General features: G+C 65.6%; 13 protein-coding genes and 3 pseudogenes. 3 read left to right on the forward strand and 13 right to left on the reverse strand.

Translation table 11 applies throughout. The annotated features are described in order from the left end of the window. Positions 1-11: 11 nt before the first annotated feature. On the reverse strand, positions 12-893 hold the full coding sequence (locus ACT531_RS13660; RefSeq protein ID WP_476017767.1) for an ABC transporter permease: 882 nt from the start codon (positions 891-893) through the stop codon (positions 12-14). A 285-nt stretch (positions 894-1,178) separates the two neighbouring features. Further along, positions 1,179-2,285: an ABC transporter substrate-binding protein gene (locus ACT531_RS13665; protein WP_476017768.1), complete on the reverse strand. Its 1,107-nt coding sequence runs from the start codon at positions 2,283-2,285 to the stop codon at positions 1,179-1,181. A 266-nt stretch (positions 2,286-2,551) separates the two neighbouring features. On the opposite strand from ACT531_RS13665, the gene ACT531_RS13670 reads away from it, so the two are divergent. Continuing rightward, positions 2,552-3,409, forward strand: a complete 858-nt coding sequence (locus ACT531_RS13670) for a TauD/TfdA dioxygenase family protein (protein ID WP_422849353.1) — start codon at positions 2,552-2,554, stop codon at positions 3,407-3,409. Positions 3,410-3,714: 305 nt separating this feature from the next. Further along, on the forward strand, positions 3,715-5,079 hold the full coding sequence (locus ACT531_RS13675) for an LLM class flavin-dependent oxidoreductase (protein WP_476017769.1): 1,365 nt from the start codon (positions 3,715-3,717) through the stop codon (positions 5,077-5,079). An 18-nt stretch (positions 5,080-5,097) separates the two neighbouring features. Here the strand turns inward: ACT531_RS13675 and ACT531_RS13680 are convergent, their stop codons facing one another. The 3 genes from ACT531_RS13680 to ACT531_RS13690 all read right to left on the reverse strand — a co-directional run bounded on the left by ACT531_RS13680 (position 5,098) and on the right by ACT531_RS13690 (position 7,235). Beyond that, positions 5,098-6,054 carry a universal stress protein gene (locus ACT531_RS13680; protein ID WP_476017770.1) on the reverse strand — a complete coding sequence of 319 codons (957 nt, stop codon included), beginning with the start codon at positions 6,052-6,054 and terminating at the stop codon, positions 5,098-5,100. A 123-nt stretch (positions 6,055-6,177) separates the two neighbouring features. After that, on the reverse strand, positions 6,178-6,582 hold the full coding sequence (locus ACT531_RS13685; RefSeq protein ID WP_476017771.1) for a GreA/GreB family elongation factor: 405 nt from the start codon (positions 6,580-6,582) through the stop codon (positions 6,178-6,180). 437 nt (positions 6,583-7,019) lie between these two features. Beyond that, the gene (locus tag ACT531_RS13690) at positions 7,020-7,235 is read right to left on the reverse strand and encodes a TOBE domain-containing protein (RefSeq protein ID WP_015013774.1); all 216 of its coding nucleotides are present in this window, start codon (positions 7,233-7,235) and stop codon (positions 7,020-7,022) included. Positions 7,236-7,530: 295 nt separating this feature from the next. Here ACT531_RS13690 and ACT531_RS13695 point away from each other — a divergent pair. Further along, a pseudogene (locus tag ACT531_RS13695) lies at positions 7,531-7,641 on the forward strand (hypothetical protein); the annotation flags it as partial. On the opposite strand, the pseudogene ACT531_RS13700 reads toward ACT531_RS13695, so the two are convergent. The 8 genes and pseudogenes from ACT531_RS13700 to ACT531_RS13735 form a co-directional block, all read right to left on the reverse strand. Next, positions 7,636-8,076, reverse strand: a pseudogene (locus ACT531_RS13700) (ABC transporter ATP-binding protein); the annotation flags it as partial. The pseudogenes ACT531_RS13695 and ACT531_RS13700 sit on opposite strands and share 6 nt — an antisense overlap. Before the next feature lie 101 nt (positions 8,077-8,177). Then, positions 8,178-9,062, reverse strand: a complete 885-nt coding sequence (gene ssuC / locus ACT531_RS13705; protein ID WP_476017772.1) for an aliphatic sulfonate ABC transporter permease SsuC — start codon at positions 9,060-9,062, stop codon at positions 8,178-8,180. Next, complete coding sequence (locus ACT531_RS13710; protein WP_476017773.1) at positions 9,059-9,436, reverse strand: VOC family protein; 378 nt, start codon at positions 9,434-9,436, stop codon at positions 9,059-9,061. The genes ssuC and ACT531_RS13710 overlap by 4 nt, the downstream gene beginning before the upstream one ends. 35 nt (positions 9,437-9,471) lie before the next feature. Further along, positions 9,472-10,710 (reverse strand): annotated as a pseudogene (locus tag ACT531_RS13715) (FMNH2-dependent alkanesulfonate monooxygenase); the annotation flags it as partial. Positions 10,711-10,756: 46 nt separating this feature from the next. After that, a complete protein-coding gene (locus ACT531_RS13720; RefSeq protein WP_291445963.1) occupies positions 10,757-10,897 on the reverse strand; it encodes a hypothetical protein in 141 nt (46 codons plus the stop codon). Positions 10,898-10,921: 24 nt separating this feature from the next. Then, positions 10,922-11,899: a sulfonate ABC transporter substrate-binding protein gene (locus ACT531_RS13725; protein ID WP_209819366.1), complete on the reverse strand. Its 978-nt coding sequence runs from the start codon at positions 11,897-11,899 to the stop codon at positions 10,922-10,924. Positions 11,900-12,060: 161 nt separating this feature from the next. Next, positions 12,061-12,651: an NADPH-dependent FMN reductase gene (gene ssuE, locus ACT531_RS13730; protein ID WP_060984826.1), complete on the reverse strand. Its 591-nt coding sequence runs from the start codon at positions 12,649-12,651 to the stop codon at positions 12,061-12,063. Positions 12,652-12,835: 184 nt separating this feature from the next. Next, a complete protein-coding gene (locus tag ACT531_RS13735) occupies positions 12,836-13,858 on the reverse strand; it encodes a sulfate ABC transporter substrate-binding protein (RefSeq protein WP_476017774.1) in 1,023 nt (340 codons plus the stop codon). Between the last annotated feature and the right edge of the window lie 69 nt (positions 13,859-13,927).

The raw sequence follows: 13,927 nt of genomic DNA on the forward strand, positions 1-13,927 counted from the left end.
GCGTACCCCTTTCACAGACCCGGCTTGCGCCAGCGCAGCAGCCACGCCTCGGACACGGCCAGCAGCTTGTCGATCACAAAACCCACGATGCCCACGGCCAGCACGGCGGCCAGCACCACGTCCAACTGAAAGAGCTGGCGGCCATAGACGATGAGAAACCCGATGCCCTCGGACGATGCCAGCAGCTCCACCACCACCAGCGCCAGCCAGGCATGGGTGAGCCCATAGCGCACGCCATTCCAGACGGGCGCTGTGGCCGCCGGAAACACCACCTTGCGCAGCATTTGCCAGCGGGTAAAGCCATACACACGCGCCACCTCCACCAGCCGGTTGGGCACGTTCTGGATGCCCTGGCAGGTGTTGATGGCCACGGGCACCAGCGCGGCCTTGGCGATCAGCAAGAACTTCAATGCCTCGTCAATGCCCACCACCAAAATTAACAACGGCAGCCAACCGATCACCGGCACCTGGCTGAACGCCTTGAACAGCGGAAACAAGTAGTCGCGAAAGGTGGGCGAGAGGCCCATGGCACCGCCCAGCAGCAGGCCCAGCGACAGACCAATGCCAAAGCCCGCAAACACGCGGACCATGCTGATGCGCAGGTGGTCCCACAGCTCGCCGCTGGCCAGCAGCTCACCAAACACCTTGAACACGGCAGCGGGCGGAGGCAGCACCTGCTCGGGAACCCAGCCCCACACGGCGGACAACTGCCACAGTGCCAGCATGGCCAGCGGAAAAGGCCAGGCCCAGAGCGAGCGACCTGCCCAAGCCCACGAGGCCTTGTTTCTCAAGATCGCAACGCGGCGCACAGGCACCTTCGGCAGCGGCTCCAACGGGTGCGTGGGGCTGGAAGGCCCGGCCGCGTTCAGTGCGGGTATCGCCATCTTTTGCATGTCCTTTCGGGTGGAAAAAGTGCTACTGCCCAGGGCTGGGCGGGCAACTTCAATAACAACCAAAAGAAATGTAAAAGACGTTTGTTATAAAAATAAATGGTTAATACTCATATGCAATGACAAAGATGTTTGCGGCATGAGCAGCGGTACAGACGTTATGAGCGGGGCCAGACGCAGGCACAAAAAAACCCGCCAGGCACTGGGTGCCGGCGGGTTGCAAAGGGCGGTTTTCACCGGCCCGGTCCCCCTACCTAGGATTCAATCCTTCTGGCGCAGAGCCAACTACTAGGGCGCGGTTGCCAAGTCCCCGTTGGCGCCATACACGGGCCAGTAGGCCTCCAGCTTCAGTTCCTTGAGCGCAGCGTTCAGGTAGCGGCGGTCAAACCAGCTGTCGATCTCGGGCTTCTTGCGGATCAGCTTGAGCTTGAATGCCTCGTCGGCCGCGTCCTTGTAGCGCGCTACCAAAAATGGGTCGAGCAGCGGCGACAGGCGCACACGCAGCGGCTGGCCGATGAAGTCTTCGCGCCACACCTTCTCGGGGTACTCGGCCTTGCCCCACTGCGCAAACAGTTCGGCACGGCGGTTTTCGTCGGAGTATTTGTGCGCGTACTGCACCACGGCCTTGACCACACGCTCCACGGCCTTGGGGTGGCGGGCGGCGAACTCGTCGGTCACCAGCAGCGCTGTCTGGCGGGTGTACTTGTACGAATCTTCCGCAGCCGACCACACCACCTTGGCCAGGCCATGGTCACGCAGCTTGAAAAAACCCACGTAGCCAAAAGCGGCGTCAATGTCTTTGCTCACCAAAGCGGCCTCGGCACTGGGCAGGTCCAGGTTGACCAGCTTCACGTCACGTTCGCTCAGGCCCTTGTCGACCAGCGCACGCACGGCGGCCAGGTGCAGGTTGGTGCCCTTGAACACCGCCACCTTGCGGCCTTTGAGGTCTTCGATGCGCCGGATGTTGGAATCCGGCGGCACTGCCAAGTACAGGCCGGTACGCACGCCGCTGCCTAGGATGATCTTGGTCTTTACATCGCTGGCCCGGTGCACGATGGACGGCAAATCGCCCTGCCATGCAAAGTCCAGTTGTTTATTGACCAGCGCCTCGTTCACGGCGGGGCCTGCGCCCTTGAAGAAAGTCCACTGCACCTTCACGCCGTCTTTCTTGAACTCTTCTTCCAGCGCGCCATCGGTGTAGGCCAGCGCGGCCGACGTGCCGCCGTGGCGCACGGGGTCGCTGCCCACGCCGCCGGTGGCTACGCCAATGCGGACCACCTTCAGCGGCTCTGCCGTCTGTGCAGCGGCGCTGCCCGCCCGCAGGCCCAGCGCCAAGGCAGCGCCTGCTGCGGTCAAGGCCTTGCGGCGGGTGGTATTCCAGGGTGTTTTTGTCATGGTGTCGCTCTTTCGTAGGGGTTGCGTTGGGACGGTGCGCGGGCCACGCCCTGCACCTGTCGAGCCCCACTCTAGGCACGCCCGGCAATGCGGCCAACGACCAAAAACAGATATCCAAATGCGCAAGCGCCCTACCCGCTCGCCAAACTGCAGCGCTTGTTTTTCCAACTATCGATATGCGAACAGCTTCGTTGGTGTGCAACGCTTGCAGTGTCCCAATGGCATGGCCGTTCTCTTTCAACCCACTCGTTTCAGAAAGCAGCACCATGTCCAAGATCAACGATTTGCACCCCACCTTCACCCGCTTTGCGGTGGAGCCCTACACCCCCACCATCGGCGCCGTCATCCACGACCTGGACCTGCGCCAGCCGCTGGATGCCACCACGCAGGCCGAGCTGCGCCAGGCTCTCGCCGTGCACGAGGTGCTGTTCTTCCGCGACCAGCACATCACGCCGCAGCAGCAGGTGGACTTCACCCGCAGCTTTGGCAACGTGGCCGAGGTCAAGGCGTTCTTCCCTCGGCTGGAGAACCACCCCGAGATCGAGATCGTGGAAAGCACTGCCGAGCGCCCCAAGGCGTCGAGCAACTGGCACGCCGACATCACCTGGCGCGAGCAGCCGCCCCTGGGCACCAGCCTGTATGCGCAGGTGATTCCCGCCAGCGGCGGAGACACGCTGTGGGCCAGCCTCACCGCCGCTTATGCCAGCCTGTCGCCTGCCTTCCAGGCCTACCTGGAGACGCTGACGGCCGTGCACACCTGGGAGATCAGCGGCTGGACCGAGTACCTGCTGCGCAAGGACGCCAGCGGCGACGAGCTGAAGGCCGCGCGCGCCAAGTACCCGCCGGTGGAGCACCCGGTGGTGCGTGTGCACCCGGTCACAGGCAAGAAGGTGCTGTATGTGAACTCCACCTTCACCAGCCACATCAAGGGCCTGTCGCGCGTGGAGAGCGACACCCTGCTGACCCAGCTGTTTGCCCTGCCCCAGGTGCCCGAGTTCCAGGCCCGCCTGCGCTGGGCGCCAGGCACGCTGGCGGTGTGGGACAACCGCTCCACCCAGCACTACGCGGTGGGCGACTTCTTCCCGCAGCACCGCAAGCTGCATCGCATCACTATCACTGAGTAGCCCCCTGAGTCGCCTTCGGCGCCTTCCCAGGGATGTCCTGCATCACCCTCGCGAGTCGGTGGTAGTGCGGATCGGGACAGTCCGCAAGGCGTCTTTTTGCAGCCAATAGCCGAGCTATTGGCAAAAAAAGCAACGCAGCGGATGGCCCGAGCCCGCGCTATCACCGACCGCAGGGAGTGATGCAGGACATCCCCGAAGGGGGACGCACACGGTGGCCCGGCGAAGCCGGTTCCACGGGTGCACTGGCCTGGTCCGCGCCGGTGCCGTAGGCCGCGGGCAAATCTCATAACGTTTTGGACACCCACATGACCGAACCACAAACCCTAAGAAAACTGCGCCTCGGCGCCTTCATCATGGCCACGGGCCACCACATTGCCGCGTGGCGCCACCCCGGTTCTCAGGCCGATGCGGGCGTCAATATCGACCACTACATCGAACTGGCACAGACCGCAGAGCGCGGCCTGTTCGACCAGGTGTTTGTGGCCGACAGCCCGGGGGTGTGGCACAAGGGCGACCGCGAGTCCTTCAGCCGCCAGGGGCGGCTCTCGCACTTCGAGCCCGTCACGCTGTGGGCGGCGCTCTCGGCCGTCACCAAGCACATCGGCTTTGTGGCCACGGCATCCACCACCTACGAAGACCCGTACCTGCTGGCACGCAAGTTCGCCTCGCTCGACCACATCAGCAAGGGCCGCGCGGCCTGGAACGTGGTGACCACCAGTGCAGAGAACGTGCACGGCAACTTTGGTCTGGATGCCCACCCCGACCCAGCGTTGCGGTACGAGCGCGCCCACGAGTTTGTGGATGTGGTCAAGGGCCTGTGGGACAGCTTTGACGACGACGCCTTCAGCCGCGACAAGGCCAGCGGCGTGTACTTTGACCCCGACAAGCTGCACACGCTCAACCACATCGGCAAGCACCTGAAGGTGCAGGGCCCACTCAACATCGAGCGCTCGCCCCAGGGCCACCCGGTGATCGTGCAGGCGGGCTCTTCCGAAGATGGCAAGGAGCTGGCCGCCGCCACGGCCGAAGCCATCTTCACCGCCTGGACCAGCCTGGCCGAGGCCCAGGCGTTCTACAAAGATGTGAAAGGCCGGATGGCCAAGTACGGCCGCCGGCCCGACGAGCTGCTGGTGCTGCCCGGCATCTCTCCGGTCATCGGCCGCACCGAGGAAGAAGCCCAGGCCAAGTGGGCCGAGCTGCAGGCACTGATCCACCCCAGCGTGGGCCTGGCCACGCTGGCCCCTTTCTGGCCCGGCGAAGACCTCACGCAGTGGAACCTGGACGCACCACCGCCCTACATTCCCGAGCCGCCCAAGGGCATCAACAGCCGCGCGCATGTGGTGCTGCAGTTGGCCCGCCGCGAGAACTACACCGTGCGCCAGTTGTACGAATACCTGGCCGGCGCGCGCGGCCACTGGGTGGTGGTGGGCACGCCGCAGACCATTGCAGACCGCATGCAGGAATGGTTTGAGAACGCCGCGGCCGACGGCTTCAACGTGATGCCGCCCGTGTTGCCCCAGTCGCTCAACGAGTTTGTGGACCTGGTGGTGCCGGAGCTCCAACGGCGCGGGCTGTTCCGCACTGCCTACGAAGGCACGACGCTGCGCGAGAACCTGGGCCTAGCGCGGCCTGCCAGCCGCTATGCCACACCGCTGGCCAAGGCAGCCTGACACCGGAGGCCCGCCGCGTCATGCCCCGCTCCACAGCGCAGCGGGGTTGGGATGGCTTGGCGGGCGTGGCGCACCCGCCTTGACGCGGCGCACGGGCAGGTCGGTGGCAAGGCGCTTGACAGCAGTGCCCCGGGAGGCGGTCTGAAAGCCGTGCGGTGCCACCAGCACGTCCGTGCGCGCTTCGCGCAAGATGCGTTGCGCCACGCTCTCGAAGAACCAGTCCACCCACGGGGACGCGGGATGCCTGCCCACCACAATCAGGTCGGCCCCAGCGCTTTGCTGTGCCACCAGCACCTGTCGCGCCGGATCGCCCCGGCCGATGGACGATGACAACCGATTGCGCCGCGCGTCGTACGAGTCGGTCAGCGTGAACATGCGGTCTTGCGCATGGCGCCTGCACTGCTCGCGGTAGATCTGGATGGCGCGCTCCGACACCTCGGCATACCGCAGCTTGCCCTCATTGGCGGTGCTGATGGCATGGAACAGTTCCACACGTGCGCGGGGGTGCAGTGCCAGGCCTAGCTCGACCAATCGGTGCGATGCCTGCGAAAAGTCCACCGCCACCAACAGGCTCTGGTAGGTCTGGTCCGCCGCGTTGCGCACCACGACCACGGGGCGCTGGCAAGCACGCAGCAACTGCAGGGCGGGGTGCGTGCCCCACCAGGCCCGCAGCCCCCGCTGCGGTGCCGTGCCCCACACCACCAGGTCGTGCGCGGCTGCCGCACGGGCGATGTCTGCCACCGTGCAATCCACGCGCGATACGGCCTGCACAGCGATCTGGTGGCGCTGCCGCAGCTGCAGCGCATGGTGCGACAGGCGCACCGCCACATCGGGGGGTGGCACCTCGCCGGGTGCGGAGAGATACACCAGCTGCAACGCAGCCCGATGCTCTGCGCCCAGCAACGCCGCGCGTGCCAGCGCGTGCCCTCCCACTTCAGAAAAATCGGTGACGACGAGGATGGAGCGAGGGGTCATGGTGGTACGTCCTTCTGTGGTGAACAACGCGCACTCCTCCAACGGCTGCCAATGTAATTGGCGCCGGTCTGGTGGGAAGTGATCTGGTGGCACGGCCCGCAGCGGGCCGGCGTGCGAAGGCGACTAGGTGAGGTAGTCGCCCGTGGCCTCGGGCTGGTACTGGATGCTCTCGATGGTGGCGGAGCACTCTTCGCCGTGCGGCGTTTGCCACTTGGCCATATCTCCAACCCGCAGGCCCAGCAGGCTGATACCCACCGGCGACAGCACCGAGATAAAGCCCGCCGCAGGCTCAGCGTCCTGCGGGTAGCACAGGGTCAGCACCTGGCGCCGGTGGGTGTGCGGGTCCACCAGCTCCACGCGGGAGTTCATGGTGACCACATCCGCACGCACGGTGCGCGGGCTGGTGATGTCGGCGTTGGCCAGCAGGTTATCCAGCAAGGGCGCTGGCCGGTTGCCGACCAGCTTGGTCAGGCGCGAATAGTCCAGGTCGGTGAGCGTGCGCTCGCCAGGGGTCACAACTGCATGCATACAAAGCACTCCATCGAATGCGGCGGTGCCCCGTGGGGACAAGACGGCCGCTACCGCGCTTGGCTGGTGCCCGGCGGTGGATGGTTGCGCTACAAGGGGATGAGGAGAGAGGGTGCCGCCGGGCTCAGGAATGTGCTGGCGTCAGCTGACGACGCGCGTTCTTCTTGGCCACCGCTCGCGCGCAGGCCGCTGCGCGGGGCAGCGCAGCCAGGGCGGCAAAGGGGCAAACCAGAAGGGTCGTCATGGGCCCGAGTGTAGGCAACCCGGGCGGCTTTGGGGGCAATAGCCCCAGGGTTCTTGCCAGATAGCGGCTGGTCAAGACTCGGCCAAGGCAAGTCGCGCTGCCTGCCAACGCGACACGCAGGCCTGTGCCACAGGATGAGGGCTGCGCAGTGCCGCACGGCATGGCGCCGTCGGCCCTGCGCCCTGCTCCCAACTCACAGCTTGGCGATCGACACCTCTGTGGACTTGACCAATGCGACCACATCGGAGCCCACGACCAGGCCCAGGTCGTCCACCGAGCGGGTGGTGATGACGGAGGTCACGATGCCCCAAGGGGTTTCGACATCGACCTCGGAGACGACGTCGCCGCGAATGATCTCGCGCACTTTGCCCTTGAACTGGTTGCGAACGTTGATGGCTTGAATGGACATGGGGTTCTCCTAAAAAGTCCGTTGAAAGAAAAAGAAAAGGGGGAAAGAGGAAAGAGGTGAAAGCTCACACGGCCCAGCGCAGCCCGTGCGCCGGCACACCCGGCCAGGGGGCTTCGTGCGCCGGGTCGCCATCGGGCTTTTGCAGCACGCGGTCCAGGATGCGTTTTTCGATGGCGGCAAAGGCGGCATCGCCGTGCGAGCGGGGACGTGGCAGGTCGATGCGCTGGTCCAGCGCAATCTGGCCGTCCTCGATCAGGATCACGCGGTCGGCCAGGGCCACGGCCTCCTGCACGTCGTGGGTCACCAGCAGCGCGGTAAAGCCGCTGGTGCGCCACAGGCCTTCGATCAGGCGGTGCATCTCGATGCGCGTCAGCGCATCCAGCGCGCCCAGCGGCTCGTCGAGCAACAGCAGGCGCGGGTTGTGCACCAGGGCACGTGCCAGGGCCACGCGCTGGCGCTGGCCGCCCGACAGGCGTGCTGGCCACTCGTTCAACCGGTCGCCCAGCCCCACGCGCGCCAGCACGTCGGCCGCAGCGCCGCGCCGCTCGGGCGGCAGGCCCAGGGCCACGTTGTCAGCCACACGCTTCCAGGGCAGCAGGCGCGAGTCCTGGAACATGATGCGGGTGTCACCGCTCAGGCCGTCGATGTCTTTGCCATCGATGCGGATCGCGCCGCCCGAGACGGACTCCAGGCCCGCCACCAGGCGCAGCAACGTGCTCTTGCCGCAGCCGCTGCGGCCCACGATGGCGACGAACTGGCCGGGTTCGATGACCAGGTCGGCCTTCTGGAGCACACTGCGCGCGCCGTAGCGTTTGTCCACGCCGCACACTTCCAGGCGCACGCCCTGGGGTTGTAAAGATGAACTTGTGGTCAAAAAGGTCTCCTGCGCTAGTGGCTATTGCGCCAGCAGCTATAAAAATGTGAGTATTCAAGCGTGAAGCATCAAGCCTGGTAACCGGGATGCCAGCGCAGCCAGTAACGTTCGAGCCCCTTGGCAAACACATCGGCCAGCTTGCCCAGCAGCGCGTACAGCAAGATGCCCACGAGCACGATGTCGGTCTGCAGAAACTCGCGTGCATTCATCGTGAGGTAGCCGATGCCCGCCTGCGCCGAGATGGTTTCGGCCACGATCAGGATCACCCACATCAGGCCCAGCGAGAAGCGCAGGCCCACCAGGATGCTGGAGAGCGCGCCGGGCAGGATGATTTGCTGGTACAGCTGCCAGCGCCCCAGGCCGTAGGTGCGGCCCATCTCGATCAGGCCCGGGTCCACATTGCGGATGCCGTGGAAGGTGTTGAGGTAGATCGGGAAGAACACCGACACGCTGATGAGGAACAGCTTGGCCGATTCATCGATGCCAAACCACAGGATCACCAGCGGAATGAGCGCCAGTGCGGGAATGTTGCGCACCATCTGGATGGTGGAGTCGAGCAGCGTTTCGAACAGCTTGACCGAGCCGGTCAGCAGGCCCAGCAGCAGCCCCAGGCCGCCGCCAATCGCCAGCCCGGCCAGCGCACGGCCGGCGCTGACCTTGACGTGCGTCCACAGTTCGCCCGACAGGGTCAAAGTCCAGGCGGCCTTCACCACCTCCAGCGGCGCGGGCAGCACGCGGGTGGAGAGCCAGCCTTGCGACGAGGCGATCTGCCACAGCACGATGAGGCCCACAGGCACGGCCCATGGCAGCAGGCGCCGCGCCACGCTGGCAAAAAATCGGGCCACGGGTGCGGGCAGAAGGGGGCCGTCGAGCGGATGGTCGATGGTGTCGGCAATGGGTGGCGAGACCTGCAGCTCGCGCACGGGCACCGTGTTTGTCTGGGCCTGTGTCATGGCGATATTTCCTGGGGATCGTTGTCGGGCTCCAAGAACTCCAGCTGGTTGCCCGCCGGGTCCTTGACGTAAAAGCGCAGGTAGCCAGGCAGCGCACAGTTTTCCACCAGCGGCAGTTCGGCCTGCAGCAGGCGGTGGCGCAGTGCGGGCAGGTCCTGCACCTCAAAGGCCAGGTGCGACACGGCGGGTGCGGGCTGCCAGTGCTCGGTAGGCACCAGGTCAATGCGCTGCGCGCCGGCCACAAAACGCAGGGCATTGCCCGCGTTCAGCCGCACCTCGGGCAGGCCCAGCAAGCGGCTGTAAAAGCGCCGGATGGGCGCCTCGGCACCGGCCGGGAACGGCAGCTGCACATGGTTGATGGACTGGATGGACATGGGCGGTCTCCTGGGCAGCGCTGCGCTCAGCTTTGCGATGCGCGCGGCACAAAGTCATTGGCCACGGTTTCGCCAAACGGGCCCAGCGGGTTGCCGCCCGCAAGCTTCTCGCGCACACCCACGGGCAGCAGCGGGAACACCAGCTCGGCAAAGCGGTAGGCCTCTTCCAGGTGTGGGTAGCCCGAGAGCACAAAGGTGTCGAGCCCCAGCGCGGCGTATTCCTCGATGCGCGCGGCCACGGTCTGCGGGTCGCCCACCAGCGCGGTGCCCGCGCCGCCACGCACCAGGCCCACACCGGCCCAGAGGTTGGGGCTGATCTCCAGGTCGGCCCGCGTGCGTCCAATCGCCGACGGGCCGCCCCTAGGCGATTGCGCCCCCTCGGGGGGCAGCGAGGACACGCCAGTGCCGAGCGTGGGGGCCTTATTCCTGGCGCCCGCATGCAGCCGCGCCATGCGGCGCTGGCCTTCAGAGTCCATGCGCGCAAACACGGCCTGCGCACGTGCCACGGTCACGTCGTCCACATGGCTGATGAGTTCTTCGGCGGCCTGCCAGGCCTGGTCTTCGGTCTCGCGCACGATGACGTGCAGGCGGATGCCGAACTTCACGGTGCGCCCATGCTTTGCAGCACGGGCGCGCACGTCGGCCACCTTCTTGGCGACTTCAGCCGGTGGCTCGCCCCAGGTCAGGTAGGTCTCGACCTGCTCGGCGGCGAGGTCGTGGGCGGCGTCGGAAGAGCCCCCAAAGTACACCGGCGGGTGCGGCTGCTGCAGGGGCGGAAACAACAGCTTGGCGCCCTTCACGCTGAGGTGCTGGCCGTCGTAGTCGAGTGATTCACCGCTGTGGCTGCGCGTGAGGATTTCGCGCCAGATGCGGATGAACTCGGCCGACTGCTCGTAGCGCGTGGCGTGGTCCAGAAACACGCCGTCGCCCTCCAGCTCGGCCTGGTCGCCCCCGGTCACCAGGTTGATGAGCAGTCGCCCGCCCGAGAGGCGGTCGAACGTGGCCGCCATGCGCGCAGCCAGCGCCGGCTGGTGCAGGCCGGGGCGTACCGCCACCAAAAATTTGAGCTTCTTGGTCACGGCGATCAGGCTGGATGCAACCACCCAGGGGTCTTCGCAAGAGCGCCCGGTAGGGATCAGAACGCCCTCGTAGCCCAGGCTGTCGGCGGCCACCGCCACCTGCTGGAGGTAGTCATGGCTGAGCTGGCGTGCGCCTTGGGCGGTGCCAAGGTAGCGGCTGTCGCCGTGGGTGGGAATGAACCAGAAGATTTGCATGGCACAGGTCTTTTCAAAGCGGGATCTCAACGAGGTCCGTACGGTGTCAGTAAGAGATGGCAAAGCCGAACTGGGGCGCGCGCAGGGCCGCGCGTCGCTGCTGCAGGCTCAGCCCCCAGGCGGCGGCCGTGACGCACAGCACGCGCCGCAGTTGGGCGTGCAACGGGAAAGGCATGGGGGCAGGCATGGGCAGCTCCTTGGGCAATGGCGGTTACAGCAGATCGACCGGCGCGGCGTGCAGCAGGTTGAGCTTTTTGGGAATCAGCTTCAGGTCGAAGAAGGTGTCGGCAATCGACTGCTGCTCGGCCAGGATCTCGCGCGTGACGGGCGCGGTGCCGAAACGGGCGCGGTTCAGGTACAGCTCGGTGATGGATTTGTCGAGGCCCAGCACGGCCGACAGCTCGGCAGCGGCGGCTTCCTTGTTCTTGGACGCCCAGGTATCGATGGCGTTGACCTCTTCGATCGCGATGCGCAGCACATCGGTATTCCGGGTCGCGAAGTCGCGCGAGGTGAAGTAGTAGGCGCGGTTGTTGACCACGCCCGTAGCGTCGGCCAGCAGGCGGGCGTCGAGCGTCTTTTGCGCGGCGGCCAGGAACGGGTCCCAGATGATCCAGGCATCAACCGCGCCCTTTTCAAACGCGGCCCGCGCATCGGCCGGGGCCAGGAAGACGGATTGCACGTCGCCGTATTTCAGGCCGTTCTTCTCCAGCAGCTTGACCAGGAAGTACTGCACGTTGGAGCCCTTGTTGTAGGCCACGCGCTTGCCCTTGAGGTCGGCCACGCTGCGGATGGGGGAGTCCTTGGGGACGATCACGGCCTCCAGCGCTGGGCGCGGTACGGTGGCACCGGCGTACACCAGCGGCGCGCCAGCGGCCTGGGCGAAGATGGGCGGGGCCTCGCCCACATCGCCAAAGTCGATGGAGCCGACGTTGAGCGCTTCGAGCTGCACGGGGCCGGCGTTGAATTCGGTCCAGGTGACCTTGACGCCCAGCGGGGCGAGGCGTTTTTCGAGCGTGCCGCGGCCCTTCAGGATGGAGAGCCAGCCCTTTTGGTGACCCACGCGCAGCACGCGGGGCGCGCCAGAGGGCTGGGCCCAAGAGGTGGCGGGGAGCGCTGCCGCAGCGGCGATGGCAGCACTGGCGGCCAGCAGGTGGCGGCGTTGCAGGGAGAAGCGGTTCAGTTCATTCATGGTGCGGGTTCCAGCAGCAAATCGAGTGGGTGGAGCACCGGGCGGGCTGGCAGCAGGCGGCACACCGCCCTGCCCGCGCACCCGGCGCAGCAAAAATCAAAAATGGAAATGAAGGGGGAAGGAAGGTGGCACTGCGGGCCTGCCGCAGTGCCATCGCTACATCAGACGCTACATCGCACGTCAGCGAAGTTGACCGGCGCAAAACGCGTGGCCTGGGCGGGCGATGGGCGCAGGGTTTCAGTCACCAGCACGTTGACCGCATCGTCCAGCCGGGCGGCAATGTCGGCCTGCACGTGGTAGGTGCCCTCGGGCGTCAGCGTGACCTGGGCATCGGTGGCGTAGATGCCGGGCAGGATGCTTTTGGCGCCCAGCGACTGCAGCACGGGGCGCAGCGCGTAGTCCAGCGCCAGCATGTGGTGCGGGCTGCCACCCGTGGCCAAGGGCAGCACGGTCTTGCCCTTGAGAGCGGTTTGCGGCAGCAGGTCCAGAAACACCTTGAGCACGCCGCTGTATGCCGCCTTGTAGACGGGGGTGGCCACCACCAGCACGCTGGCATCGGCCACCTGGTCGATGGCGCTGACCACCGTGGGGTGCCCAAAGTCGGCCAGCAGCAGCGCCTGGGGCGAGAGGTCGCGGATGTGGATGCGGTCCACCAGCGCACCGCGCACTGAGAGGCGCTGGGCCACGGCGTCGAGCAAGGCGGCGGAGCGGGAGCGCTCCGAGGGGCTGCCGGCGATGAGCAAGGCGGACATGGTGTGGATTCCTTGAATACTATGGTTTTGATAGCTGTCAGCGCATGTTTGACTAGCGCTTGAGCCTGTTTTCATTCAAAAAGGACGAGCAACGCCCCGCCTGGCCCGCTGGGGCCTGGCTTGTTGAACGGAGACGGGGCGCCATCCCCCCGCACACGAAAGGCGGGTGGACTGACTGGCTTACTTACTTGCGGGTGTAGATCTGGTCAAAACTGGCGTTGTCCGCAAAGTGGTCCTTGGCCGCCTTGTCCCAGCCACCGAATGCGTCATTGATGGTGAACAGGTTCAGGTTGGGGAACTGCTTGGCGTACTTGGCCTTTGCCTTTTCAGACACGGCGGGGCGGTAGAAATGCTTGCCCGCAATGTCCTGGCCCTCTTCGGTGTAGAGGTACTGCAGATAGGCCTCGGCCACAGCGCGGGTGCCCTTCTTGTCCACGTTCTTGTCCACCACCGACACGGCGGGCTCGGCCAGGATGGAGATGGACGGGGCAATCACATCGAACTTGGCGCCGAACTCTTTTTCGAGCAGGTAGGCCTCGTTCTCCCAGGCGATCAGCACGTCGCCTTGGTTGCGTTGCGCAAAGGTGATGGTGGAGCCGCGCGCGCCGGTGTCCAGCACGGGCACATTGCCATAGAGCTTGGCCACGAAGTCCTTGGCCTTGGCGTCACCACCGTATTTGCGCTTGGCGAATTCCCACGCGGCCAGGTAGTTCCAGCGCGCGCCGCCCGAGGTCTTGGGGTTGGGCGTGATCACCTTCACATCGGGGCGCACCAGGTCGTCCCAGTCCTTGATGCCCTTGGGATTGCCCTGGCGCACCACCAGCACGATGGTGGAGGTGTAGGGCGAGCTGTTGTGTGGCAGGCGCTTTTGCCAGTCTTTGGGAATCCAGCCACCGTTGGTGTGCAGCGCATCGGTGTCGCCCGCCAGGGCCAGGGTGGCCACGTCAGCGTCCAGCCCGTCGATGATGGAGCGGGCCTGTTTGCCCGAGCCGCCGTGGCTTTGCTTGATGGTCACGTCCTGGCCGGTCTTGGCCTTCCAGTGCTTGGCAAAGGCCTGGTTGAAGTCCACATACAGCTCGCGCGTCGGGTCGTACGACACATTGAGCAGCGTCACCGACTGCGCAAACGACGGCAATGCCGTCAGGGCCAAACTGCCCACCAGGGCGGCGGCGAAGGGAAACTTGATAAAGTCGCGGCGAAAGTTCATGGAAGGGCCTCTTTTTAAGAATGTGTTGCGGTGCAAAACACCGATGGAACGCATTCTGGAAGGCCCTCT

It is taken from the genome of Acidovorax sp. DMC1, from assembly GCF_056314325.1.

Excerpts from the sequence above, each read along its gene's own strand:
- ACT531_RS13660 (WP_476017767.1), bottom strand. The coding sequence starts at position 893 with ATGCAAAAGATGGCGATACCCGCACTGAACGCGGCCGGGCCTTCCAGC.
- ACT531_RS13665 (WP_476017768.1), bottom strand. The coding sequence starts at position 2,285 with ATGACAAAAACACCCTGGAATACCACCCGCCGCAAGGCCTTGACCGCA.
- ACT531_RS13670 (WP_422849353.1), top strand. The coding sequence starts at position 2,552 with ATGTCCAAGATCAACGATTTGCACCCCACCTTCACCCGCTTTGCGGTG.
- ACT531_RS13675 (WP_476017769.1), top strand. The coding sequence starts at position 3,715 with ATGACCGAACCACAAACCCTAAGAAAACTGCGCCTCGGCGCCTTCATC.
- ACT531_RS13680 (WP_476017770.1), bottom strand. The coding sequence starts at position 6,054 with ATGACCCCTCGCTCCATCCTCGTCGTCACCGATTTTTCTGAAGTGGGA.
- ACT531_RS13685 (WP_476017771.1), bottom strand. The coding sequence starts at position 6,582 with ATGCATGCAGTTGTGACCCCTGGCGAGCGCACGCTCACCGACCTGGAC.
- ACT531_RS13690 (WP_015013774.1), bottom strand. The coding sequence starts at position 7,235 with ATGTCCATTCAAGCCATCAACGTTCGCAACCAGTTCAAGGGCAAAGTG.
- ssuC (WP_476017772.1), bottom strand. The coding sequence starts at position 9,062 with ATGACACAGGCCCAGACAAACACGGTGCCCGTGCGCGAGCTGCAGGTC.
- ACT531_RS13710 (WP_476017773.1), bottom strand. The coding sequence starts at position 9,436 with ATGTCCATCCAGTCCATCAACCATGTGCAGCTGCCGTTCCCGGCCGGT.
- ACT531_RS13720 (WP_291445963.1), bottom strand. The coding sequence starts at position 10,897 with ATGCCTGCCCCCATGCCTTTCCCGTTGCACGCCCAACTGCGGCGCGTG.
- ACT531_RS13725 (WP_209819366.1), bottom strand. The coding sequence starts at position 11,899 with ATGAATGAACTGAACCGCTTCTCCCTGCAACGCCGCCACCTGCTGGCC.
- ssuE (WP_060984826.1), bottom strand. The coding sequence starts at position 12,651 with ATGTCCGCCTTGCTCATCGCCGGCAGCCCCTCGGAGCGCTCCCGCTCC.
- ACT531_RS13735 (WP_476017774.1), bottom strand. The coding sequence starts at position 13,858 with ATGAACTTTCGCCGCGACTTTATCAAGTTTCCCTTCGCCGCCGCCCTG.